The 23,843-nt window shown below is 46.9% G+C and carries 19 protein-coding genes and 1 other annotated feature; of the genes, 8 read left to right on the top strand and 11 right to left on the bottom strand.

Going from position 1 to position 23,843, the window contains the following annotated elements; all coding sequences use genetic code 11:
- Window positions 1–68: 68 nt before the first annotated feature.
- Window positions 69–662, bottom strand: a complete 594-nt coding sequence (locus ABCW47_RS01925; RefSeq protein ID WP_343208176.1) for a TetR/AcrR family transcriptional regulator — start codon at window positions 660–662, stop codon at window positions 69–71.
- Between the two features lie 237 nt (window positions 663–899).
- Here ABCW47_RS01925 and ABCW47_RS01920 point away from each other — a divergent pair, with 237 nt between their 5' ends.
- Window positions 900–1,808 carry a helix-turn-helix transcriptional regulator gene (locus tag ABCW47_RS01920; protein ID WP_343208175.1) on the top strand — a complete coding sequence of 303 codons (909 nt, stop codon included), beginning with the start codon at window positions 900–902 and terminating at the stop codon, window positions 1,806–1,808.
- Window positions 1,809–1,855: 47 nt separating this feature from the next.
- Here the strand turns inward: ABCW47_RS01920 and ABCW47_RS01915 are convergent, their stop codons facing one another.
- From ABCW47_RS01915 to ABCW47_RS01905, 3 genes are all read right to left on the bottom strand, one after another.
- Window positions 1,856–3,841, bottom strand: coding sequence for a 2-isopropylmalate synthase (locus ABCW47_RS01915; RefSeq protein ID WP_343208174.1), 1,986 nt, complete (start codon window positions 3,839–3,841; stop codon window positions 1,856–1,858).
- Window positions 3,842–4,142: 301 nt separating this feature from the next.
- Window positions 4,143–4,394, bottom strand: a binding site (T-box leader).
- An 87-nt stretch (window positions 4,395–4,481) separates the two neighbouring features.
- Entirely contained in the window at window positions 4,482–5,303 is an 822-nt protein-coding gene (locus tag ABCW47_RS01910) for a tetratricopeptide repeat protein (RefSeq protein WP_343208173.1), read from the bottom strand.
- 9 nt (window positions 5,304–5,312) lie between these two features.
- The gene (locus ABCW47_RS01905) at window positions 5,313–6,047 is read right to left on the bottom strand and encodes a peptidoglycan recognition protein family protein (RefSeq protein ID WP_343208172.1); all 735 of its coding nucleotides are present in this window, start codon (window positions 6,045–6,047) and stop codon (window positions 5,313–5,315) included.
- A 336-nt stretch (window positions 6,048–6,383) separates the two neighbouring features.
- Between ABCW47_RS01905 and ABCW47_RS01900 the strand changes: the two genes are divergently transcribed.
- The 5 genes from ABCW47_RS01900 to ABCW47_RS01880 all read left to right on the top strand — a co-directional run bounded on the left by ABCW47_RS01900 (window position 6,384) and on the right by ABCW47_RS01880 (window position 11,567).
- A complete protein-coding gene (locus tag ABCW47_RS01900; protein WP_343208171.1) occupies window positions 6,384–7,058 on the top strand; it encodes a response regulator transcription factor in 675 nt (224 codons plus the stop codon).
- Window positions 7,059–7,081: 23 nt separating this feature from the next.
- Window positions 7,082–8,107: an ATP-binding protein gene (locus tag ABCW47_RS01895; RefSeq protein ID WP_343208170.1), complete on the top strand. Its 1,026-nt coding sequence runs from the start codon at window positions 7,082–7,084 to the stop codon at window positions 8,105–8,107.
- 217 nt (window positions 8,108–8,324) lie between these two features.
- Window positions 8,325–9,092, top strand: a complete 768-nt coding sequence (locus ABCW47_RS01890; RefSeq protein ID WP_343208169.1) for an ABC transporter ATP-binding protein — start codon at window positions 8,325–8,327, stop codon at window positions 9,090–9,092.
- Window positions 9,085–11,076 (top strand): FtsX-like permease family protein, encoded by a 1,992-nt coding sequence (locus tag ABCW47_RS01885; RefSeq protein ID WP_343208168.1) that lies wholly within the window; start codon window positions 9,085–9,087, stop codon window positions 11,074–11,076. Before ABCW47_RS01890 ends, ABCW47_RS01885 begins: the two co-directional genes overlap by 8 nt.
- A 41-nt stretch (window positions 11,077–11,117) precedes the next feature.
- On the top strand, window positions 11,118–11,567 hold the full coding sequence (locus tag ABCW47_RS01880) for a hypothetical protein (protein WP_343208167.1): 450 nt from the start codon (window positions 11,118–11,120) through the stop codon (window positions 11,565–11,567).
- Window positions 11,568–11,672: 105 nt separating this feature from the next.
- Here ABCW47_RS01880 and groL read toward each other — a convergent pair whose 3' ends face one another.
- From groL to ABCW47_RS01855, 5 genes are all read right to left on the bottom strand, one after another.
- Window positions 11,673–13,292, bottom strand: a complete 1,620-nt coding sequence (gene groL, locus ABCW47_RS01875; protein WP_343208166.1) for a chaperonin GroEL — start codon at window positions 13,290–13,292, stop codon at window positions 11,673–11,675.
- Window positions 13,293–13,310: 18 nt separating this feature from the next.
- Complete coding sequence (locus ABCW47_RS01870; RefSeq protein WP_343208165.1) at window positions 13,311–13,598, bottom strand: co-chaperone GroES; 288 nt, start codon at window positions 13,596–13,598, stop codon at window positions 13,311–13,313.
- 26 nt (window positions 13,599–13,624) lie between these two features.
- Window positions 13,625–15,286: a glutamine--tRNA ligase/YqeY domain fusion protein gene (locus ABCW47_RS01865; protein WP_343208164.1), complete on the bottom strand. Its 1,662-nt coding sequence runs from the start codon at window positions 15,284–15,286 to the stop codon at window positions 13,625–13,627.
- 517 nt (window positions 15,287–15,803) lie between these two features.
- Window positions 15,804–16,544, bottom strand: a complete 741-nt coding sequence (locus tag ABCW47_RS01860; protein ID WP_343208163.1) for a cell wall hydrolase — start codon at window positions 16,542–16,544, stop codon at window positions 15,804–15,806.
- Window positions 16,545–16,801: 257 nt separating this feature from the next.
- Window positions 16,802–18,568 carry a carbohydrate-binding domain-containing protein gene (locus ABCW47_RS01855; RefSeq protein ID WP_343208162.1) on the bottom strand — a complete coding sequence of 589 codons (1,767 nt, stop codon included), beginning with the start codon at window positions 18,566–18,568 and terminating at the stop codon, window positions 16,802–16,804.
- Window positions 18,569–18,877: 309 nt separating this feature from the next.
- Here ABCW47_RS01855 and ABCW47_RS01850 point away from each other — a divergent pair, with 309 nt between their 5' ends.
- Complete coding sequence (locus tag ABCW47_RS01850) at window positions 18,878–19,891, top strand: hypothetical protein (RefSeq protein ID WP_343208161.1); 1,014 nt, start codon at window positions 18,878–18,880, stop codon at window positions 19,889–19,891.
- Window positions 19,892–20,030: 139 nt separating this feature from the next.
- Here ABCW47_RS01850 and hisA read toward each other — a convergent pair whose 3' ends face one another.
- Together hisA and ABCW47_RS01840 are read right to left on the bottom strand one after the other, a co-directional pair.
- Window positions 20,031–20,819: a phosphoribosylformimino-5-aminoimidazole carboxamide ribotide isomerase gene (gene hisA / locus ABCW47_RS01845; protein WP_343208160.1), complete on the bottom strand. Its 789-nt coding sequence runs from the start codon at window positions 20,817–20,819 to the stop codon at window positions 20,031–20,033.
- On the bottom strand, window positions 20,819–22,597 hold the full coding sequence (locus ABCW47_RS01840) for an ABC-F family ATP-binding cassette domain-containing protein (RefSeq protein ID WP_343209570.1): 1,779 nt from the start codon (window positions 22,595–22,597) through the stop codon (window positions 20,819–20,821). Before ABCW47_RS01840 ends, hisA begins: the two co-directional genes overlap by 1 nt.
- A 131-nt stretch (window positions 22,598–22,728) precedes the next feature.
- Here ABCW47_RS01840 and ABCW47_RS01835 point away from each other — a divergent pair, with 131 nt between their 5' ends.
- On the top strand, window positions 22,729–23,748 hold the full coding sequence (locus tag ABCW47_RS01835; RefSeq protein ID WP_343208159.1) for a LacI family DNA-binding transcriptional regulator: 1,020 nt from the start codon (window positions 22,729–22,731) through the stop codon (window positions 23,746–23,748).
- Window positions 23,749–23,843: the final 95 nt, after the last annotated feature.

Genomic DNA, 23,843 nt, shown 5'->3' with positions numbered 1-23,843 from the left:
AGTTATTTTCATACTGACCCGGCACAGATTTTTCAGGACAGGCAAATACACCTGCCGGTATGTCTTATTCAGGAATAAATGATCTTACTGAGAACCTGTTCAAAAAAAGAACTGTCCTCCTGCCCGTTCCGCAGCATACGCATCGTATACTCCAGAACAAAATTTATGAACCGGGTCTTAGTAAAGGTATCCGTCCACAGATCATTTCTTACATTTGGGTCCTGTTCCAATACCATCTCCATCCCATCTTTCATATGACTTAAATACAGGGCCTCCATCTGCTTTCCCTTCTGCCGTTCCTGCTCACTCAGAAAAGCCAGCTGGTTGATAAAATCCTCTTCAAACCGCTGGAGATTTCCATACAGCTTTCCATATATCGTGTGATAAAACGGAAGAAAATCCTTTTCATCCTCATAGTGACAGAAATTTTCATGGATAATCTCTTTCCAGAAATCCTCCATAACACCTACAATCAATTCTGCCTTCGAAGCAAAATAATTGTACACCGTACCTACAGCCACGCCGCTCTGGGCGGCAACTCTCCGTATGTTCAGCTGTGACAGCCCTTCCGTAAAGGCAATCTTCCTGGCAATTCCCAGCAGCTCCTCCCTGGATGTGGCAGCTCTGTTCATTCCAACTTCCCTTCCCTGTCTCTTTTTCATCTCTGTCCGGCCTGTAAATCGGCCTTCCTACAACATGAACCATGTTCATATTATTATTATTTACAGGATTTGTCAACTAAATCAAGTAAATGTGCTGAAATAAAAACAATTGCTCCACAACATCCCCCCGCCGTCCTCTCCTTATGTTATACTAAAAAATAGCAGAGCGAAGCGAGACTAATTGGCTGCTTCTCAAAAAGCGCAGGGCGACGCCGCTCACAAAAAGGAGGCTATGATATGCAGATAAACCGGCTTTTTGAAATTGTTTATATTCTGCTCAGAGAAAAAACGATAAAAGCAAAGACTCTGGCAGAGCGCTTTGAAGTGTCTGTCAGAACAATCTACCGTGATATCGATATCTTAAGTTCTGCCGGAATCCCGGTCTATACTTCCCAGGGAAAAGGCGGCGGCATCGGTATTCTTGATGATTTTGTGCTGGATAAGACTGCTCTTACGCAGGACGAGCAGGATCAGATACTCATGGGACTGCAAAGCATGGCCGCCGCCGGGAATCTGGATACCGGCCGTACCCTTGCCAGGCTGGGGGATCTCTTTCACAAACCTGAAGTGAGCTGGATTGAAGTTGACTTCTCCCGCTGGGGCAGTTCGGACGCGGATAAGGAAAAATTTGACCTGCTCCGCCGGGCCATAACCGGTAAACAGCTGATTGCCTTTTCCTATTTCAGCTCATATGGAAACCGCACCAGCCGCACATGTAAGCCGCTAAAATTGATCTTCAAGCAGCATTCCTGGTATCTGCAGGGTTACTGCTGTGAAAAAGAGACCGTGCGGACTTTTAAAATAAACAGAATCTTAGATCTGAAACTTCTGCCGGACTATTTTAACGATGATTATATCGTCCCGCCGGTATTGGACTATATGTGTGATCCGCCATCTTTCAGCACCAGCCTCACGATCCGCTTTGCTCCTGAGGCCGCCTACCGTATCTGGGATGAATTCCGCGGAGATCAGATTGAGAAGCAGGCAGACGGCTCTTTTCTGGTTCGGACTTCCATGCCCGCGGATAACTGGCTGTTTGGCTTCCTGCTATCCTTTGGCATCACCGCAGAGGTGCTGGAGCCGGAACACATAAGAACTGCCCTCGCCGGGCTCGCAGAATCAATAGCAAACCAGTATAAACACTAAGAGGCCGCTTAAACAGCGGCCCCTTTTAATGGTCAAACTGACATCTTCTATCTTCCGTTCCGGTACTGCACCGGTGTCTTTCCGTACATTTTCTTAAATATCCGGTTAAAATGTTCCACATTCTGATAGCCTACCATAGCCGCAATATCTTCTACATTCATATTGCTCTCTTTCAGCAGGTCACAGGCCCTCCTGACGCGGATATCCCTGACGATCTCCCCGAAGGTCGCTCCCGTGGATTTCTTAATATACTTTGACAGATATGGTTTGGACAGATAAAACTCGTCGGAAAGACTTTGAAGAGTCACAGAAAGATAATGAGATTTAATAAAGTTCATGATCTCTTCCATTCTTCCGTCTTCCTCTTCCTTTGCCGCAAGGGCGCCGCACCGGTTAATTGCCGCAGTAAGCGCTTCTATCGAAGACTTTATAATATCTTCATTAATGCCCACACCCCAGCACACCTCACCTCTCCAGCTTACAGCCACATAGGAAACTGCCTTGGATGAACTGCTCCTTGTCAGCGCGTGCTGTTCATAGGATATAAGCTCATAGTCAATGCCAAAATGACTGCTGATCGCATTGCTCACCGCATCCAGGCGGCCGTTTCCATGACCTTCTGCCGTCTTATTCTCCCCTCGGTCAAAGATTGTCACCTCCGCTGTGATGCCATCTTCCTGCCTGAAATGGGTCTCTGTTACCTGGAATTCCTTTTTCACATTCACATACCGGTCCTTGAATATCTCGTATATCCAGGCCGGAGTCAATTCCTTGTGCTCTTTATCGGATATGTCTTTCACGGCATAACTGAAATCTTCTTTCATTTTATCCGGAAGGGTAATCCCAAAGTTCTCCTTCAGAATATAACTTACGCCTCCCTTGCCCGACTGGCTGTTGATCCGGATGACATCCGATTCATATTTGCGTCCCACATCCTTCGGGTCCACCGGCAGATAAGGCACATCCCAGTAACGGCATTCTTTTTCCTCCCTCCATTTCATCCCTTTGGCAATGGCATCCTGGTGAGAGCCGGAAAAGGCGCTGAATACCAGAGCTCCTGCATAGGGCTGTCTTTCATACACTTTCATACGGGTGAGCCTCTCATACGTTTTGCATATCTCAGGCATACTGCAAAAATCAAGCCCCGGGTCCACACCGTGGGAGTAAAGGTTCATCGCCAGCGTAATGATATCCACATTGCCGGTTCTCTCTCCGTTGCCAAACAAGGTCCCCTCAATCCGGTCGGCGCCTGCCAGGATACCCAGCTCCGCGTCGCAGACACCGCAGCCCCGGTCATTATGGGGATGCAGACAGAGAATCACACTTTCACGGTCCCGCAGATTTTTACTGATATATTCTACCTGGCTTGCAAAGACATGAGGCATGGCATTTTCCACGGTAGTCGGAATATTGATAATCACCTTGTTATCCGGAGTGGGATTCCAGACCTTAAGCACACTGTTGCACACATCAAGTGCATAGTCCACTTCCGTACCCGGAAAGCTCTCCGGACTGTATTGGAAGGAAAAATTTCCCTCCGTCTCGTCCGCAAGCTGTTTTAAAAGCTGCGCTCCTGCCACCGCGATCGCCTTAACCTCCTCTTTGGACTTACGAAAGACCTGCTCCCGCTGTGCCACTGAGGTGGAATTATACAGATGAATCACCGCATGGGGCGCTCCCTGCACAGCCTCAAACGTTCTGCGGATAATATGCTCCCTCGCCTGAGTAAGCACCTGAATCGTCACATCCTCCGGAATCATATTCCGTTCGATCAAAGTACGGATAAATTGATATTCTGTTTCAGAAGCTGCAGGAAAACCCACTTCAATCTCTTTAAATCCAACACGGAGCAGCAGCTCAAAAAATTCCAGCTTCTCCTGTAAACTCATAGGCTCGATCAGCGCCTGATTCCCATCCCGCAAATCCACGCTGCACCAGATAGGCGCTTTTTCAATATAGTCTTTCTTCACCCAATCTGCAGACACTGTGGGCGGCATAAAATAGCTTCTGTGATACTTTTCATAATTTTTCATTCTTAAATCTTCCTTCCTGCAGTCTGTTTCTATCTTCAAAAGAGCCGCGGGGCTTGGTAGGGCTTTTTACTTTTTTCTTTTGAAAGCCGCTTGATGGGGCTTTTGGCTTATGAAAGCCGATTGTTCCGTGCTTTGCACTCTCACAATCGCCATGGATATTCGTAATCCGGGCTTTTGCCCTTCTTACTCATATCCTCTTGCCCATCAAATGTCTGTACTGCCGTACAGGCAAGCCTGCACTTCAGTCCAGCCGCTTGATGGGGCTTTCATCATAAAAAAACCTTCCATCTCCTGATCATACTCAAGAGACGAAAGGTTACACCTTACGCGGTACCACTCTTTTTCATGAATTTCTTCATGCACTCATCCGGCACGGGACTGCTCCTTATGCCTTATCCTTATAACGGCGGAAATCCGTCTGCATCTACTCTCCCCCTGGGATTTCGGACAGAAGCTCCGGGGACAGTTCCCTTTTTCCCTTCCGCTGCTTCGCATCACCCAGCAGCTTTCTGGACGCCGGTCCAAAGGTACTCTTCCTCATCTACGCTTTTCATTATCATAGCCAGACAATTGTTATGTCTTAACGGATTTTATCTTATCACAGGTCAATCCAGCTGAACAGTGGCAATTTTAATCAGTTTTATTGATCTTTTTTATCCTTATCTTTCTCATTCGTCATGGCAGCACTCTCTGTATCTTCACCGCCAGCCTCCTCAGCTCTGTCCCTGACCCGCTTCTCTGCTTCTTTAATTTTTCGCTCTACCAGACGGTCTTTATCCGCATATCCCATTTTCCGCGCCGCATCAAAACGATCCCACGCCTTATCCACCTCATCCAGGCAGGCATATGTATAAGCCAGATTGGCAGTGATCGGCGCATGCTGGGGCTGCAGTTCATAGGCCTTCTGCAGACATTCCAGCGCCTTTTCATTCTCTTTCAGGTTCAGATAACTGGTCCCCATATTATTGTAGGCCATAAAAAAGGAAGGGTCCAGTTCTACCACCTTTGCATAATGCTTAATCGCTTCCTTAAAGGATTTATTCAGCTCGTTTACTCTGGCCAGAAGGTAGTAGTTCGCAGCATTCTCTTCCTCAGCCACCAGCTTTTCTCCGCTCTGAATGGCAGCTACAAAGTCACCTTTACCTGCATATTTCTGCAGCATATAGCTGTACTGTTCCGCTTTTGTCTTACCGGTCAGACGGACGCTGATTTTATTGTAAAGCACCGTTGCAATCGAACCGAAAACAACAGCACAGATCAGCATAGAATACTTCGCATCCAGTCCTGTCTTCGCTGTCAGGAAATCACTGCTTACCTTCCACAGACCAATTGCTGCCAGCGCCATCAAAATCATTACCAGACTCTGCTTCGCCTGAATCCTGCCCTCTTCCTTCCCCCAGAAAGCATGAAACACATCAATCCCGATAATGACAATAACAAGGATAATCAGTAAATCTCCCATAGCACCCCTTTACTTGCCTTTTTTCTTTTTGTACGCGAATACATCCTTCTTAAACTGTTCCCAGGCGTCTTCATGTTCTACAAAATACAGCGGGCAAGCTTTCCCTTTCACATCATAATGCCGTATAATTTGTTTCTCAGAAAGATTATACTCGTCGGCAAGCCATGCTGTCAATTGGATTAGCGAATCATAGGTTTTCTTGTTGAATTTCCCTGTCTCGTCCGGGTGACAGCATTCTATGGAAATACTGTCTACATTTCGCTCGTTGGATGCATAACTGATCTCATTTAAGGGGATACACTGTATAATCGTGCCATCCAGGCCGATCACGAAATGACTGCTGGCATAAGTCGCCCCGCTGTCCTTTAAACTCTCAAAATAATTCCGGTTCGCCTGCGCGTCCGTCCCGGGATTTGCCGTGTAGTGTACCACAACATTTTTTATCTCTTTTAATTCCTCCTGGGGTCTGGAATATGGATTGGGAGTCAGAAAGTCCTGTACGATATCCAGGGCTCCCTCGTCCAACGCCTTCTGGGATGCTGCAGGGCTGGTCACAAAAAGCCTTTTTATAATAGGAATTGTCTTCCGGCAGATCACAAATATAGTCACACCAATTAACGCCACGAAGCAAAACCGCAAAAATCGCTTTATTCTTCTTTGCTTCCTCCTTCTGGCAGCCCTTTTTCTGGCGGCCGCTCTTTCCGACGGCGTCATCGGCCTTCTTTCCGGATATCTTTGCTCCATTTACTCCACTCTCTTTTCCTCTGTAATTCGTTGAGATTAGGGTGTCAAAACAGTGCTTTGCACTGGTTCTGCACCATATACAGATCTTGCAAACAAGTTTACATATCTATATATGGTACAGAACATAGCACCAAGGGTGCTTTTGACACACTAATCTAGTTGTTAAACAAATTGTCCCATACCGTCATTTTAAATTCAAGAGCACTTTCCTTAGAGAAAAATTAGAAATTTCTTAATTTAGCGCATGTTTCTTATAAGTAGAATCATAACTATGGTATACTTCTTTATAAGACGCCGCACATCATGTGAAAGAATACAGTAAGCGAGGTTCACACTATGTATCGTATATTCATCGTGGAAGATGACACTGCAATTGCAATGGCAATCGAAAATTTTCTATCTAATTTCGGCTATACAATCAGGGTAGTGCAGGATTTTAATAATGTCCTGAATGAATTTCTCTCCTTTGATCCCCAGCTGGTCCTGATGGATATCTCTCTGCCCTTTTATAACGGTTACCACTGGTGCACACAGATCCGGACGGTCTCCAGGGTGCCCATCCTCTTTCTGTCTTCCGCCAGCGATAACATGAATATCGTGATGGCTCTTAATATGGGCGGCGACGACTTTATCAGCAAGCCCTTTGATCTGAATATTTTACTGGTTAAAATTCAGGCCACGCTGCGGCGTGCTTATTCCTTTCAGGGACAGGTAACCATTCTCTCTCACAAAGGAATGGTTCTGAACCTGGGTGATGCCACCATCACATATGAAACCGAAAAAGCAGAACTCACGAAAAATGAATTCCGGATTCTCCAGGTATTGATGGAAAATCCGGGGCACACGGTTTCCCGGGAGACCCTCATGAAGCGCCTCTGGGAAGACGAAAGCTTTATAGATGATAACACTCTCACTGTGAATATTGCAAGACTGCGCAAAAAACTGGAAGAGATTGGGCTGCCCGACCTGATTCTCACAAAAAAAGGGCTTGGCTACATGATTCCAGAATAATTTCCTGAAAGGTGTGAAACGATATGTCCGCGGCATTCTACTCTTATATCAAAAATCATATTAAGACAATCGCCGCCGTATTCTTAATGTTTTTAAGCTTTGGTCTGATCCTCTATTTGAATCAGATTCCCGTTGATCTGGTCCTTTATGGCTGGGAGCTAACCTGCGTCATATTTCTTCTGTTCGGCCTGCTTGATTTCATCCGGTTCTACCGTTCACACTGTGTGCTCTGTCAGATGCGGGACACGGTAGGTCTTTCTCTGGACGACCTGCCCGCAGCTCACACGATAGTAGAAGAAGATTACCAGGTGCTGCTCACTCTGCTTCAGGAGGAGAAGGCATTCCTTGTCTCCTGTTCGGATAAAAAGAATCGGGAAACGATTGATTACTATACACTCTGGGCCCATCAGATCAAGACTCCCATCTCGGCGGCGAAGCTGATTCTACAGTCCGAATCCTTCTCGCCGATGGAGCTGGAACAGGAGCTGTTCAAGATTGAACAATATGTGGATATGGTACTGAATTATCTCCGTCTGGATACCATGTCCCAGGATATGCTGATCAAAGAATATTCTCTGGATTCTGTCGTGAAACAGGCGATCAAAAAATACTCTGTCGTATTCTTTTATAAAAAATTAACGCTTTCTCTGAAGGAGCTGGACACCACTGTACTGACCGATGAAAAATGGCTTACTTTTGTCATTGAGCAGTTGTTATCCAATGCCTGCAAATATACTTCATCCGGGGAGATTTCGATTTATATGGATTCGGAGAAGAAACAGCAGGGGCTAGATGTGCTGGTCATTCAGGATACCGGAATCGGTATCCGTCCCGAGGATATCCCCAGAATCTTTGACCGTGGTTTTACCGGCTATAACGGCAGGATGGATAAGAAATCCACCGGGATCGGCCTCTATCTGACAAAGCAGATACTGGACAAGCTTTCCCACCCCATCTCCATATATTCTGCTCCCGGCAAAGGGACAAAGGTCTATATTAATTTTTCCGCCAACAGGGCAGACTATCTTCACAGACTGCCTCCGGAATAGTCTGGAACAGGCCTATCTTACAGTTATGTAAGATTAGAAAAAGAAATGTAAGTCAGATCAATGGCAGATCATTTCTTTTTTTATTACAATAAATTCGAAAATGTACGAATGTTCTCTTGATGAGAAATTTGAACCAAAAGCAGTTTCAAACTACTTTATTACTGCATATTGCAGGTAAACCTGCGAAATGCAGGGGTATATGAATGGAGGAAAAACAATGGCACTCTTGGAAGTAAAGAATTTAAAAAAGATATATACGACCCGTTTCGGGGGAAATCAGGTTCAGGCTCTGGACGATGTGAATTTCACCGTGGAGGAGGGCGAATTTCTGGCAATTATGGGCGAATCCGGTTCCGGTAAAACTACACTGTTAAATATTCTGGCTGCTCTGGATAAACCAACCAGCGGCCAGGTACTGTTAGACGGAAAAAATACGGTAACCATCAAAAACAGCGATATTTCCGCTTTCCGCCGGGATAATCTGGGCTTTGTATTCCAGGATTTCAATCTGCTGGACACCTTTTCCATAGAAGACAATATTCTCCTGCCCCTGGTCCTGTCGGGATATAAATATCCTGAGATGGAAAAGCGTCTGCTGCCGCTGGTCAAGCAGCTGCGCATCGCAGATATCCTGCCGAAATATCCCTATGAGGTATCCGGCGGGCAGAAACAGCGTGCGGCAGTGGCAAGAGCCCTGATTACCAGTCCGAAACTGATTCTGGCCGATGAACCAACGGGCGCTCTGGATTCCAAATCTGCCGACCTGCTGCTGCGCCAGTTCGGCGAAATAAATGCTTCCGGTCAGACGATCCTCATGGTAACCCACAGCATCCGCGCCGCCAGCCACGCAGGACGTGTTCTGTTCATTAAGGACGGCAATGTGTTCAATCAGATTTACCGCGGCAATGGCAGTATATCCGACATGTATCAGAAAATATCCGATACGCTGTCCATTCTCCAGTCCGGAGGTGAGAACCGTGAATAATGCATTCTACTCCAAACTCGCTTTTACCAATCTGAAAAAAAACGGAGCGACTTACCTGCCCTATATCCTGAGCAGCTGTTTTACGATTATGGCGTACTTTATCGTCGATTGTATCGCGCATACTGTAGAGCTTACCGAGCTGCGCGGCGGACAGTACGTCACATCCTTTATGGGTTTAGGAAGTGTAGTCGTGGGAATCTTTGCCTTCATCTTTCTATACTATACCAACAGCTTCCTGATCCGGAAACGAAAAAAAGAGCTGGGACTGTATTCTATCCTGGGTCTGGGCAAAAAGCATGTGGCAAAACTCATGTTTTTTGAAACCATTATCACCTCAGCGATCAGTCTGGCGGGAGGGCTTCTTGGCGGTGTGATCTTCGGAAAACTCCTTTACTGGGTGCTGCTTCGTGTGAGCAATATCCGGACCACGGTACCTTTCTCTCCCTCTCTGGGAAGTTTTTCGCGGACTGCGGTTTTATTTGGAATTATATTTATCATCACCTTTTTATTCAATCTGGTCCGGGTGCATCTGGCCAATCCCATTGATCTGCTTCAGGGCGGAAAAAAGGGAGAGAAAGAACCCAGGGCTTCCTGGCTGCTGGCCATACTGGGATTTGCGGCTCTCGGCGGCGGTTACTATATTTCCTTTACTACAAAAAATCCGCTGGAATCCATTTTTCTCTTTTTTGTAGCGGTTATTCTGGTTATCCTGGGGACCTACTGTCTCTTTACCACCGGCTGTATTGCCGTTCTGAAACTGCTCAAGAAAAAGAAAGGGTTTTATTATCAGTCCAGGAATTTTGTATCCCTCTCCGGTATGATCTACCGCATGAAGCAGAATGCGGCCGGACTGGCAACAATCTGTATTCTATGTACTATGGTGCTGGTGACCATCGGCTCTACCGTGGCCCTTTATGCAGGAGCCGACAAGCTGCTGGACAGTGAATTTACCAGAGATGTCAGATTTTACATGGATGCCAAAGTAACTCCTGATCCGGAGAAGCTAAATGAAATTGTCGGCCGCTCTGCGAAGGAGCTGGGGTTATCCCAGGAAAGACCCACCTATTATTATTACTACAACAGTTCCGCCCGTTTGGAAGAAAATACGCTCTCTCCGCTTCCCAATGATATGACCCTCCCGGCTTTTGATGTCTTCCTGCTTACGCTTGACGACTACCAGAGAATGACCGGTTCGGAGGAAACACTTGGGAAAGATGAACTGTTCTTCTTCTCCTTTGGTAAAGACTATCACCTGGATACCCTGCACGTCGGTGTCAAGGATTATCAGATTAAACAAACGGATCAGGTGCTGGATATTGTGCGCAGAAGTACTGACAATCTGATCGAGAGCAGCCTGTATCTGGTTCTGCCGGACGAAACTTCCGCTTTCCAGATCTGGAACGTCCTGAATAGAAATGAATTTCCGAATTTTATGAAAGCAAACTTCTGCTACGAATTTGACATCCAGGGTGCGGAGAACGAAGATGAAGTCTACGAGCTTATCCATCAGATCGGCAGCAAACTGGAAGCAGAAACCGATATGGAAATGTTCATGGCGTCCAGTATCTATTTTGTCCGTTCCGACTGGTATTCCTCCAACGGCAGCTTCCTGTTTTTAGGCGTATTTCTGGGTTCCCTGTTCCTGATGGCCACGGTTCTTATTATTTACTTTAAACAGATTTCCGAAGGTTACGATGACCATGACCGTTTTGTCATCCTGCAAAAGGTGGGAATGGATAAGAAAGAGGTTAAAAAGACGATACACAAGCAGATCATGATGGTATTCTTCCTGCCGCTGGCTGTGGCAGTGCTTCACCTGGCCGCAGCACAGCCGATAATCTATCAGATCCTCCGTCTGTTTGCCCTGTCCAACCTGCACACGATCCTCATCTGCATGGGAACCACTGCCTTAGTCTTTGCAGTCGTATACCTGATTGTATATATGATGACATCCAGAACTTATTATAAGATCGTAAATGAGTAGCGAATACTGGTTAAGTTGATTCTATAGGAGGTATGGTAAGATTGAAAAAATTAGTCCCTCTGATTCTGCTGATTCTTCTTCTGGCAACCGGCTGTTCGAAAGATACTGTTCTGGACGGTTACAACCAGCTTCTCAATATGGTGGGTAAAATCGCCCTCACAGGCAGCCTCAGCCTGGAGGGCGAGCGGGAGTATGGCAGTGACCGTTATACAGGGACCTATCAGGCGGAATACCAGGACTTTAACGGCACGGAGACTCTTTTCGGCGGTACGGGCCTGAGCCGGGAAGAAGGCAATAAGCTTACCATAACCTGCAAATTTACAGCGGATGAAGGCAAAGCAGTACTCTTCTTCTCGGGCAAGGACGATCCGGAAGTGCTGTGCGGCGAATACGATGACTGGACCGGCACGGTAACCCTATCCGGCGGCAGTGAATATATCGGAATCTGCGGTGAGAATTTCACCGGCAGTGTGGATCTGACTGTAGAATAGGAATATTCCATTTACCAACAGAAGTTTTCTATAGAATATAAAAAGGGGCTGTCGATAAAATCGACAGCCCCTTTCTTACATTGCCATGACAGCAATATCACTGTATTACATCATTCCCATTCCGCCGCCCTGTGGCATCGGAGGTTCATCCTTCTTAATGGTTGCTACAACAGCTTCCGTTGTAAGGAAGGTAGCCGCAACGCTGGTCGCATTCTGCAGTGCACTTCTGCTCACCTTGGTAGGATCAAGGATTCCAGCCTCAACCATATCTACATACTCTTCCTTCAATGCATCGAACCCTACTCCTACTTCTCTTTCACTTACCTGATTTACAATAACAGAACCCTCAAGCCCTGCATTTGCAGCGATACATTTCAGCGGAGATGCCAGCGCTTTCAGGATAATGTTAGCGCCTGTCTTCTCGTCGCCTTCCAGATCTGCGGATAATTTGGCAACATCCTTTGCCGCATGAATATAGGCAGAACCGCCGCCTGCAATAATACCTTCTTCAACCGCAGCCTTCGTAGCAGCCAGAGCATCCTCCATGCGGAGTTTCTTCTCCTGCATCTCAGTTTCAGTAGCAGCACCCACGCGGATAACAGCTACACCGCCGACCAGCTTAGCCAGTCTCTCCTGAAGCTTCTCACGGTCGAAATCAGAGGTGGTCTCTTCGATCTGCGCTCTGATCTGAGCAACTCTGGCATTGATCTCGTCCTTGCTGCCCTCGCCGTCCACGATGATCGTATTCTCTTTCTGTACTTTAACAGATTTTGCGCGTCCTAACTGATCCATAGTAGCTTCTTTCAGTTCCAGACCCAGTTCCTCGGTGATTACGGTACCGCCGGTAAGTACTGCGATATCCTGAAGCATTGCTTTTCTTCTGTCGCCATAGCCGGGAGCTTTTACTGCTACTACAGAGAAAGTACCTCTTAATTTATTTAATACCAGAGTGGAAAGAGCCTCTCCTTCTACGTCTTCTGCAATGATCAGCAGTTTTGCACCGGACTGCACGATCTGCTCCAGCAGAGGAAGGATTTCCTGGATATTGGAAATTTTCTTGTCGGTAATCAAGATATATGGATCTTCCAGATTTGCTTCCATCTTATCCATATCGGTTGCCATGTAAGCAGATACATAACCCCGGTCAAACTGCATACCTTCTACCAGATCCAGCTCGGTGTTCATGGTCTTGGACTCTTCGATTGTGATAACGCCGTCATTGGAAACCTTCTCCATAGCATCGGCAACCATCTCGCCTACGCTGTCGTCACCGGCTGAAATAGCCGCAACTCTTGCGATCTGTCCCTTGCTGGTAATCGTCTTGCTCATTGCGCTGATTGCCTGAACTGCACAGTCAGTAGCTTTCTGCATTCCTTTTCTCAGGATAATCGGGTTAGCGCCGGCTGCCAGGTTCTTCATACCTTCGTTAATCATCGCCTGAGCCAGAACGGTCGCTGTGGTGGTACCGTCGCCGGCCACATCATTTGTCTTGGTGGCAACTTCTTTTACCAGCTGTGCCCCCATATTTTCAAAGCCGTCTTCCAGCTCGATCTCTTTTGCAATTGTAACACCGTCGTTTGTAATCAGCGGAGTTCCGAAGGATTTATCCAGTACAACATTTCTTCCTTTCGGTCCCAATGTTACCTTTACGGTATCTGCCAATTTGTTTACACCGGCCTCCAACGCCACTCTTGCATCTGCACTATATTTAATTTCTTTTGCCATTGTTCCTGCGCCTCCTGATTAATCTTCTACGATTGCGACAATGTCGCTCTGCTTTACGATAATAAAGGATTCTTCACCCAGTTTCACATCAGTTCCTGCATATTTGGAATAAATTACCTTATCGCCTGCTTTCACCTGCATTACGACTTCTTTTCCGTCAACAACTCCGCCCGGACCCACAGAAACAACTTCTGCCTGCTGTGGTTTTTCCTGTGCGGAACCCGGAAGAACGATTCCCGATTTGGTGGTCTCTTCCGCCTCTAACTGCTTTAATACAACTTTATCTCCTAATGGTACTAACTTCATAATTGTCAATCCTCCATTTCAAAAGTTTATTTTCCTGGTTTATAAGAGCTTTTCAGCGATACAATTCGGTTAAATACCAGATGGTCCGGACTGGAATCTTTACAGTCCACACAGAAGTAACCGTGGCGGACAAACTGGAAGCTGTCATATGCCTTCGCTTCTGCCAGGGCAGGCTCCAGATAACAATTCGTAAGAACTGTCAGGGAGTTGGGATTTACATTAATGGTGCCGTCTTCATTATATACACCCAGTTCCTCGTTTACGATATTCTCGTACAGGCGGACCTCCGCTTTTACCGCAGCAGGAGCATACACCCAGTGGATGGTCCCCTTCACTTTTCTGCCGGTAAAGCCTGAACCGCTCTTGGTCTCCGGGTCATAGGTACAGTGAATCTCCGTTACTTTTCCGGTCTCATCCGTAATGTAGTCCTGACAGGTTACAAAATAAGCACTCATCAGGCGTACTTCATTTCCCGGATACAGGCGGAAATATTTCTTAGGAGGATCTATCATAAAATCCTCGCGGTCAATATACAGTTCACGGCCAAAAGGCACTTTTCTCGTACCCGCTTCTTCATTTTCCAGATTATTGGGTACATCCAGATATTCTACCTGTTCCTCCGGATAGTTGGTAATTACCAGCTTGATCGGATCAAGCACGGCCATCATACGGTCCTTCTTTAATTTTAAATCCTCACGAATACAGTATTCCAGCATGGCATAGTCCACAGAACTGTTGCTCTTGGAAATGCCGCAAAGCTCCATAAACTTCTTGATGGATTCCGGTGTGAAACCTCTTCTCCTCAGTGCAGCAATCGAGACAAGGCGCGGGTCATCCCAGCCATCCACGATACCCTCTTCCACCAGTTTCTTGATATAACGCTTCCCGGTGACCACATTTGTCAGATACAGCTTGGCAAACTCGATCTGTTTCGGCGGGTTCTCATATTCCAGCTCCCGCACAACCCAGTCATACAGCGGGCGGTGATCTTCAAATTCCAGCGTACAAATGGAATGAGTGACGCCTTCTATCGCGTCCTCAATCGGATGGGCAAAGTCGTACATCGGATAAATACACCACTTATCTCCTGTATTGTGATGGGACATACGAGCAACTCGGTAGATAACCGGATCTCTCATATTAATATTGGGGGACGCCATATCAATCTTGGCACGAAGTACCTTGGAACCATCCGCAAACTCACCGTTCTTCATACCTTCGAAAAGGGCCAGATTCTCTTCGACAGAACGGCTGCGGTACGGGCTTTCCCTTCCGGGCTCCGTCAGGGTACCCCTGTACTCCTTCATCTCTTCGGCGGTCAGATCACAGACAAAAGCCTTGCCCTTCTTAATAAGCTTGACAGCGGCCTCATACATCTGCTGGAAGTAATCGGAGGCAAAGTACAAATGATCTCCGAAATCCCCTCCCACCCATTTTACATCCTCGATAATGGATTCCACGAATTCAGTTTTTTCTTTTGTCGGGTTCGTATCATCGAACCGCAGATTGAACTGACCGTGATATTTCTGCGCCAGGCCATAGTTCAATAATATGGACTTTGCATGGCCGATATGAAGGTAACCGTTGGGTTCGGGCGGGAACCGGGTCACAACCTTTTTACAGCGGCCCTCCTCGATATCCTTATCGATAATCTGTTCAATGAAGTTACGGGAAACATTTTCTTCCATATCTGCTCCTCCTGTAATATTAAGCTGCATTGGCAATCGAAGTGCCAGGTGGCTGCTTATGCCTGCGTATAAAAAACCCGGGGCACTCAGACGCTGATCTCCAAAGAGATTTTAATCTGAGGAAAGGATGCCTAAGACGTCCTGTTCCATGCCACCTCAGCTTATATCGTTTCACTCGGAAACGCTACACGATGTATAATAGCACACTTTCACTCAGGGGGAAAGACCTTTTTTGAAAAAATATGGAAGGAAATCCCCCAAAACAGACGATTTTAGAGTTTTTTAATACTTTCCCCGGCGGCAGCCTTGTCTATCGACATTATTTCCATAATTTATGACAGACATACGGGCAATTCGAACAAAGCGCAGTCAGCTAAGCCGTTTTTCTCCAACAATAAGACGGTTGCGCAGCATGCCGGCGTTTGTTTTACGCGAGTGCGCACAGGAGGTTTGGAGAACTTTCCTGTGTCATGAAAAAGAGGCCCGGCTTACGCCGGACCTCAGTCCTATACTTTCCTTATTTCCAAAACCAGTGATCCTGTACCTTTGCTCCATTCGGATGTTTCGAAGATAAACTCCTGCTGTAGCGGCTGAAAAACAGATATCCGGGCATATTATTCTCGCCTGAGAGGGCTTCCTTTGCCGCTTTGATACATTCCTTATGGTTCTTGGAGGTAAACTTTCCGGCGTCATAGCTGGCCAGCGCCTTCTTTAACATACCGTTTCTTACCGGTGAAAACTGATAAGGCTGATAAATAACACCCTTTAAGCTGTCCGGAAAGCGTTTGCTGTTCATACGGTTCATAACCACGCTTCCCACCGCTAATTTACCCTTATAGCTCTGATTGCCGGCTTCACAAAAGATAATTGAAGCCATAAGGCGCAGCTCCGCCTTCGTATAACTTACGGTTTCTTTTTTCTCTTTTTTATCGGAATCTTTCTTCTTGTCTTCCTTTTTCTCTTCTTTTTCGTTCTTTTCCTCAGTATCTTCGGTATCCTGATCTGCAGTGCCAGCTTCTGTGTTATCGACATCTTCCTTGCCGGTACCGTCATTCTCTTTTTCTATGGAGTCGTCGGTCTTGCTGGTATCCTCACCCGTCTGTGTATCGTCTTCCGGTTTCGCTTCTGTATTTTCAGGAATTGCATTTTCTTCTTGTGTCGGAACAGCCTGTGCGGCTCTGGCAGATTTAACCGGTACAAAGGCAAGTACCGCTGCCATCATCATACAAAAAAGAACTGCTAATTTCTTACATTTCATAATAAACTCCTTACTCTCCGCTCGTAATATTTCGTAGCAGATTGTTAACATTTATGTAATAATTATATCATGTTTCTGTAAGAAATCAAGTCTTTTTGTAAAGTTTCCCTTTTCCTGGAAACGCAAAAAGCCTGCAATCCATTGGAATAACAGGCTTTTTTACATGCAAAATATTTTATTTTTTTGGGCGCAGGGTCTAAAATAAGGACTATTTTTCTTCTGTTTCCCCCACAATGGGAACAAGTGCGGGTAAAGCGCTATTTCTGTTCATTCTGTCCAGGAAAATCACCTGCGTATGTAACCAGTCCCTCAATTTTAAAAGATTCCGTCAGATTTCCCACCTCCAGCAGATTCCCTGCGGCAATACCATTTTCCGCCACCTCGGCGATTGCACCGCCAAGATATAATTCATATTGCTTTTCCTGTTCCAGGGCAGCTGAACAGATCACAACGGTCTTATAATCCTTTACAGGAGCACAGGCAAATACATTCTCCCCCTTCTCATTTAATATGGTCAGAAGAGTCTGGGATTTCTGCACCTCTTTTAACCTGACCATCAATATCGGCTGCTGTGAGCTTCCGCCGGACAGGTTCGTCTGTCCGCCTCCTCCTGATGCCATCAGCGTACCGCCGGTAATGCTGCACGATCCGCTTAAGTTAATGATACTATCCTCCACATAGTCCGGACAATAGATCGTCAGGATTCCTTCCTTAAGAAAGAGTGAACCGTTAATATCCAGCCCTGACATCTCGGCCAGAATGGTCACTGCTCCCCCATTGATCACAATTCCGCCGTCTTCCTGCTTCTCACCCGCATTGCGGGAGGAAGTATGAATCGTAACCCCGCCCCCGCACACCATGCCGCTGTTTCTGGCCGTGATAAACAGATCTCCTTCCTCCATCTGCAATCCGCCGGCCTCTATTCCATTGAAAGAATCCTGGATTTTCACAATTCCATCCTCAATCCGGATTCCGTCTTCCGTCCGGATTCCGTTTTGTCTGCTGCTCAGCACAATGTTTCCGGTGTGAATTACCATAGCCTCGCCGCCGAATATGCCGGTATCCGAGGAATCAATCTGAAAGGTTCCCTGTTCAATATCAATGCGGTCTGCTGCTTCGATACCCCTGGCCGCCTGCATCTCCTTGCCAAATGGGTCCTGTACGGAACCGCCGCCGGATTTGATAGAAAAACTGCTGCTCTTCACAAGGAGCCCTGACGATAAGTCGATCCCGTTCTTCTCCGATTCGATCTGAATCACGCCGCCTTCCACTGCAAGAATCCCCTGTTCTCCTGTCGTCCGGATTCCCATGCTGCCGGATTCCAGATCCAGCCTGCCACCCCTGACAGAACAGACGTCCCGGCTCTGCACAGCGGTTTTCCTGGCATCCACCGTCAGGGTGGAATCCAGAATAGATAAATTTCCGGAGCAGCTGATCCCATTTTTATAATTGCCGGTCAGATGAAGGGTACCTGTTCCGTTTATGGTCAGGCTGCCTTTCACGGTCAGGACGCCGTTCGCCTTCGCTTTCCCCGTATCGGTATGTTTCCTGCCATCCGCTATTGTATTTTCTTTCTCCGGCGCCAGGGAAATAATCGTTGCGGCAGCGGTCCTGGACAGGATAGCCGGACCATCCGAATTTTTCATATTTACTCCGTTGAGAACCAGGCGGACGGTATCCTCTTTCCTAGCCTCGATCCAGATAGAACCATCTTCCCAGGTCCCCTCCACGATATAAGTACCCGCTTTTTTAATATGTACAATATCTTTCTTTACCGTACAGCCGCCGCCTCTGATCTTTACGTCTTCACCGGTCAGCTGAATCCGGGTGGCATTATCGTCGTCCCAGTCTGTATATTCTTCTATGGGTATCTGCTGAATCTGTTCCCATCCAACAGCACTTTCCCCCACCAGCTCAGGATTCTGTGTTTCAATCACCTGTGCATCGTTGGTAGTTGCCGCCTGCTTTTCACAGCCGGTCAGACATAAAATGCCCAGCATAAGCCCTAATATATATCTTCTCACTTTTACACTTACCCATACCTTTCTGCTTCAGGCCGATACGTCTCTTCTATCTTATATGTAAAATCATTTTTCTATGTACGGCGGCAGCCATTTGGCATGCTCACGTTCATTTACTATAGGGGGTAAACATGACAGAATTGTGAACTTTTGGAAACAAAAGAAATTCTTAAGAAAGCCGACATTTTTTCTTCCGATTTTGTATTCTTTGCGTGGCTATGCATGATCCGTGAGTTTATTGTTGCAATCATTGTAATAGCTTTGTACAATTTTATTGTATACATAGTTTTATACCGGAAGGCAGGAATAGTTATGGGCAGAAAAACTCTTCTTATCATAATTGGTTTATTCTTATTAATAGTTTGTACCTCATGTTCCCCCAACGGGTCCGTAAAGCAGGCAAATAAAAAACTTTTTCAGAACATGGAAGAATACAGTAAAAATAATCCGATGGACATTTCTATGCCGGCATTATGCAAGGCGCAGCTGATGTTCTGGCATACCGAACGCAACTTTATCTTTAGTGCTGTCGCAGAAGAAAACGGAGAGTTTATCATTTATAGTTCGGCTGAAGGAGAGGACCTGGAATGGCTGAAAGAAACCATGCTAAAGGGAATCCAGGCAAAGGTTGCATTTATGACAGATCCCAGCAGAGAAGCTCATACCCTTTTATCCAGAAAATATGCCACACAGATTGATTATCTGCGGATGAAGGAAAAAGCGCAGGAAAACCCGGATCTGTTCCTGGTCAGCTGGGAAGGCTTTATCACGCTCAATGTAGCCCCGCCCAATGACTGTATCTGTTTTCATACAAGTGATATCCTGAGACAGCATATTACCTTACACATTGATACATTTACACCGGAACACGTCGATTTTCTGAAAGAACAGATTTTTCATGGAATGGATGTAGAAGTAAAGGAAGTCAACACTTCCTCGAAAAGAAATGAAGGGGACTATAGAAATAGTCCGCGTTCAGAAAATTTGTCTCTTACGGTGAATGAGAGGCTGAAAGGCAGAGGGATTTTAATCTATAGAATCGATCCGAATGAAGATTTTTCTACGGATTTCGGGTTAAGCATCATGAATGTGGCGATTGAACGAAAAACAAAAAACGGCTGGGAACGAGTACCTTATAACAAGATAGCACTGAATACCGCTTACTCCTGGGGAGATGGGATTGTTAACGGAAACAGCCTGTATGGCACGATCTACCTGGGCAGCTACGAATACCTGACCAGGGGAACCTATCGTCTTATTATAGACCTCTCCTGTGGCTATTCATTGCATCAGGAAATATTGTTTCACGAATTTCGAATCCGATAAGGCTGTCTTTATATTCCAAAAAGAACCAAGGTGCCGGAGGCTTTATCTTGGAAGGAGACTGGGCTCCCACCATGACGAATTTGCTATTTACTCACCACCTATAGAGGTGGGAGTCTTATCTACTCCCATGATAAAAAATCTATTCTTCTCCGCATATCCCAATCGCCTGTTCAAAGGGCAGTTCCCCTCCAAACAGATCCAGCGCACTGCCGATCGTCACATCAATCTTATTTTGCCCTAATAGCCGCAGCTTTCTGATATCTGCTTCCGAGCGCACGCCGCCAGCATAGGTAATTACCATTTTATCCGCTGCCTCTGCCAGAATCCCGACCAGTTCTTCCTCTATGCCGGAGCCCTTCCCCTCCACATCCACTCCATGCACCAGGAATTCATCACAAAACTCCGACAGCTCTCCGAAGAGGCCAGGGGTTACCGTGCTATCCGTATATTTCTGCCACCGGTCCGTTACCACATAATAACTGTCCTCTTTCTTCCGGCAGCTTAAGTCCAACACCAGATGTTCCTTCCCCACAGCGGCTCTCAGCTTATCCAGTCTGTCCCTTCGAATCCTTCCGTTTTCAAACACATAGGAGGTTACAATGACATGGGAGGCTCCCATTTTGATAAATTCAACTGCATTCTCCGAGGTAACGCCTCCCCCGATCTGAAGACCTCCCGGGTACGCCTTAAGGGCCAGGGCCGCCTGTGCCAGATCCTGCTCATACTCCGGCGTTCCTCTGGGATTTAAGAGGATCACATGGCCTCCCGTCAGACCGTATTTCTTATATAATTCCGCGAAATAGCCGGCATCCTGCTCTGCGACAAAGTTTTCCTGCACCTTTGGACGGCCGCTTTCTTCCCGAAGACTTCCGCCTACAATCTGCTTTACCTTTCCGTCGTGAATGTCAATGCAAGGTCTGAATCTCATTACTGCCTCCCTATCTGCTCCTGAAGCTCCGTCAGGTAAATCCACCGCTCCGTTTTTTCCTCCAGCTCTTTTTCCATAGCTTCCTTTTCCGCCATCAGCTCCGAGAGCCTCATATAGTTGCTGACACTTTCCTCGATCTCTTTCTGTATCCTGTCAATCTTTTCTTCCAGGCCGCTGATTATTTCATCCAGGCCATCCAGCTCCCGCTGCTGCCCATAGCTTAACTTGGTCTGCTCCCGCTTCGGCTTCTCAACCTTCCTTTCCTCCGGTTCCGGCAAAAACTCTCCTTCTTCTTCCCGTCTGGAAAGCCAATAGTCTGTGTAACTGCCCTCATTCTGCACAATCACACCGCCGCTCTCAAAGGAAAAAATACGTCTGACAATCCGATCCAGAAAATACCGGTCATGGGAAACCGTGACGACCACCCCGTCATATTGATCCAGATAATCCTCCAGTATGGTCAGGGTCTGAATATCCAGATCATTAGTGGGCTCATCCAGAATCAATACATTCGGCGCTTCCATCAGAACCTTCAGCAAATAGAGACGTCTCTTCTCTCCGCCGGAAAGCTTCTCAATTCTTCCATATTGAACCGGCCCCGGAAATAAAAACCGTTCCAGCATCTGGGAGGCGGTGGCGCTGCCGTCCTGTGTCTGGATATACTCTGCCGTCTCCCGAATGTAATCTATCACCCTGAGGCTTTCATCCATATATTCATTTTCCTGAGAAAAATACCCGATTTTTACGGTCTGTCCGATCTCCACGTATCCGGAATCTGGTTCCAGGATTCCGGTCATTATCTTTAGCAGCGTCGTTTTGCCGCAGCCATTGGGACCCACAATCCCGATCCGGTCGCCTTTTAGAAGAATATAGGTAAAATCCTGGAACAGAATCCGTTCTTCATAGGCTTTCCCCACCTGGTTTAACTCTACGATCTTACCGCCTAATCTTCTGGAAAGAGAATTGATCTCTACCCTTTTCTCTTCCTCCGGCCGGGCCCTGTTTTTCAGTTCCTCAAACCGTTCAATATGTGCTTTCTGTTTTGTGGAACGGGCTCTGGCGCCCCGCATCATCCATTCCAGATCCTGCCGGTACAGGCTCTTTTTCTTCCGTTCCGTCGCCAGCTCCATCTCTTCCCTCTGGGCTTTTAACTCCAGAAAGCCCGAGTAATTCGTGCGGTATTGATAAACCTTGCCTTTATCGATCTCCAGGATCTGATTGGTGACCTTGTCCAGAAAATAACGGTCATGGGTTACCATAATAAAAGCTCCTGAAAACTGGTTTAAATAGTCTTCCAGCCATTCGGCCATCTCATTGTCCAAGTGGTTCGTCGGCTCGTCCAAGACCAGTATTTCGGCAGGGTCCAGCAGCGTACGCACCAGCGCAGCCCTCTTTTTCTGCCCGCCGGAAAGAGTATCCATCGCCGCGTCGCAGCTTAGAATCCCCAGCTTTTGCAGCATTGCCCTGGCCTCTCCTTCCACATTCCAGTAATCATTTCTTCCATTTTTACCATGGATCACATTTTCAAGAACTGTTTTGTCCCCGTCAAATGCAGGTGTCTGGGCCAGGTAGGAAATACGGACCTGATTTCCCTTTGTTACATTCCCTTCATCCGGCTCCTCTATTCCTGCAAGAATCTTCAGCAGAGTAGACTTTCCGGTGCCGTTGATGCCCAGCACGCCAATCTTATCTCCGCTGCTGATACCAAATGTTATTTTGTCAAAGAGCATACGTTCCGTATAGCTTTTGCTCATGTTCTCAACTGTCAATAAATTTATCTGTTCTGCCACTGTTTTCTCCTGTCTATGTTCTGAAAAGCTGCACTTTTCCTCTTTTATTGTAACGGATTGCAGTTTTGTTGTCTATCGTCTAAAATAATACTAACACGATTCTGAAAGGAAGCAAGTCCATGACCCTGAAAGAAATTGCCAAAGAAGCGGGTGTGTCCGTCTCAACGGTATCCCGCGTTATCAATAAAAAGACGCCCTCTCCTGCCAGCAAAGAGGTGCAGGATAAAATCTGGTCTATCGTCCGCCGGACGGGCTACCGGCCAAATGTAAACGCCAGGAGTCTGAAAATGGGTACGGCAGGGATGTCCGCCTCCTCCGGTACACGTACCCTGGCCTGTATCTTTGCCCGGTCGGGAGACGCCACATCCGACCCCTTCTTTTCACAGATCGCAAGAGCGATGGAGGCGGAGGCTTACGGCAATAATTATATTTTGAAATACAGCTTTTCGGTACATGATATTGCGGCGCCCGACCTGCTGCGGCAGATGAAACAGGATCAGGCCGACGGCGTGGTTATTCTCGGACGGTTTAAAAAGCAGCTTCTGAAGGATCTGTCCCAGACCAGGCAGCCGGTACTCTACGCGGGCCTTAACAATATTGATTCGGCCATCGACCAGATCACCTGCAACGGCTACGATGCCAGTCTTCAGGCGATGGACTATCTCTGGCAGCTGGGCCACCGCAGAATAGCATATCTGGGCGAAACCTCCCATGAAGTCCGCTTTAAGGGCTATCAGGAATTTCTGGCCCGCCGCAAATCCGATGTAGGTCCTTCTTTTATTGTGAATACCGAGCAGACCGCAGAAGGCGGCTATTACGGTGCGTGCCGTCTGCTGGAACAGACGAAGACCCTGACCGCTGTTTTCTGTGCCAATGATATGACCGCCATCGGCGCTATGAGAGCCATGAAAGATATGGGCCGGGAAGTCCCCAAAGATATTTCTATCATCGGCATCGACGATATTGATCTGGCCCAGTATGTATCCCCTCTGCTAACCACTGTTCACATCCCTCTGGATGAAATAGGAAAGCAGGCCGCCCGAACTCTGATCGACCGGATCGAAGGCGGACATAAGCTGCCGATGAAGGTGGAACTTCCCTTCTATATCGTAAAACGCCAGAGCTGCCGTTTTATCTGATCTTAAACGAAAGAAAGCACCCCGGGTATCCCGTAAGTGCTTTCTCTCAAACAAGGAGTGCTAATATGTTATTCAGAAATCTGCCGCCTAACAAA

This window comes from Anaerolentibacter hominis (genome assembly GCF_032380675.1).
In the GTDB taxonomy this organism is placed as follows: Bacteria; Bacillota; Clostridia; order Lachnospirales; family Lachnospiraceae; genus Anaerolentibacter; species Anaerolentibacter hominis.
Note: the sequence above shows the minus strand (reverse complement) of the source record. Positions and strands in the feature narration are given on the sequence as shown.

What these genes read in the sequence shown, in the direction of transcription:
- ABCW47_RS01860 (WP_343208163.1), bottom strand. Translation starts at nt 16,544, where the DNA reads ATGAAATGTAAGAAATTAGCAGTTCTTTTTTGTATGATGATGGCAGCG.
- ABCW47_RS01905 (WP_343208172.1), bottom strand. Translation starts at nt 6,047, where the DNA reads ATGGAGCAAAGATATCCGGAAAGAAGGCCGATGACGCCGTCGGAAAGA.
- ABCW47_RS01895 (WP_343208170.1), top strand. Translation starts at nt 7,082, where the DNA reads ATGTCCGCGGCATTCTACTCTTATATCAAAAATCATATTAAGACAATC.
- ABCW47_RS01900 (WP_343208171.1), top strand. Translation starts at nt 6,384, where the DNA reads ATGTATCGTATATTCATCGTGGAAGATGACACTGCAATTGCAATGGCA.
- ABCW47_RS01925 (WP_343208176.1), bottom strand. Translation starts at nt 662, where the DNA reads ATGAAAAAGAGACAGGGAAGGGAAGTTGGAATGAACAGAGCTGCCACA.
- hisA (WP_343208160.1), bottom strand. Translation starts at nt 20,819, where the DNA reads ATGAGATTCAGACCTTGCATTGACATTCACGACGGAAAGGTAAAGCAG.
- ABCW47_RS01920 (WP_343208175.1), top strand. Translation starts at nt 900, where the DNA reads ATGCAGATAAACCGGCTTTTTGAAATTGTTTATATTCTGCTCAGAGAA.
- ABCW47_RS01850 (WP_343208161.1), top strand. Translation starts at nt 18,878, where the DNA reads ATGGGCAGAAAAACTCTTCTTATCATAATTGGTTTATTCTTATTAATA.
- ABCW47_RS01835 (WP_343208159.1), top strand. Translation starts at nt 22,729, where the DNA reads ATGACCCTGAAAGAAATTGCCAAAGAAGCGGGTGTGTCCGTCTCAACG.
- groL (WP_343208166.1), bottom strand. Translation starts at nt 13,292, where the DNA reads ATGGCAAAAGAAATTAAATATAGTGCAGATGCAAGAGTGGCGTTGGAG.
- ABCW47_RS01915 (WP_343208174.1), bottom strand. Translation starts at nt 3,841, where the DNA reads ATGAAAAATTATGAAAAGTATCACAGAAGCTATTTTATGCCGCCCACA.
- ABCW47_RS01865 (WP_343208164.1), bottom strand. Translation starts at nt 15,286, where the DNA reads ATGGAAGAAAATGTTTCCCGTAACTTCATTGAACAGATTATCGATAAG.
- ABCW47_RS01890 (WP_343208169.1), top strand. Translation starts at nt 8,325, where the DNA reads ATGGCACTCTTGGAAGTAAAGAATTTAAAAAAGATATATACGACCCGT.
- ABCW47_RS01910 (WP_343208173.1), bottom strand. Translation starts at nt 5,303, where the DNA reads ATGGGAGATTTACTGATTATCCTTGTTATTGTCATTATCGGGATTGAT.
- ABCW47_RS01870 (WP_343208165.1), bottom strand. Translation starts at nt 13,598, where the DNA reads ATGAAGTTAGTACCATTAGGAGATAAAGTTGTATTAAAGCAGTTAGAG.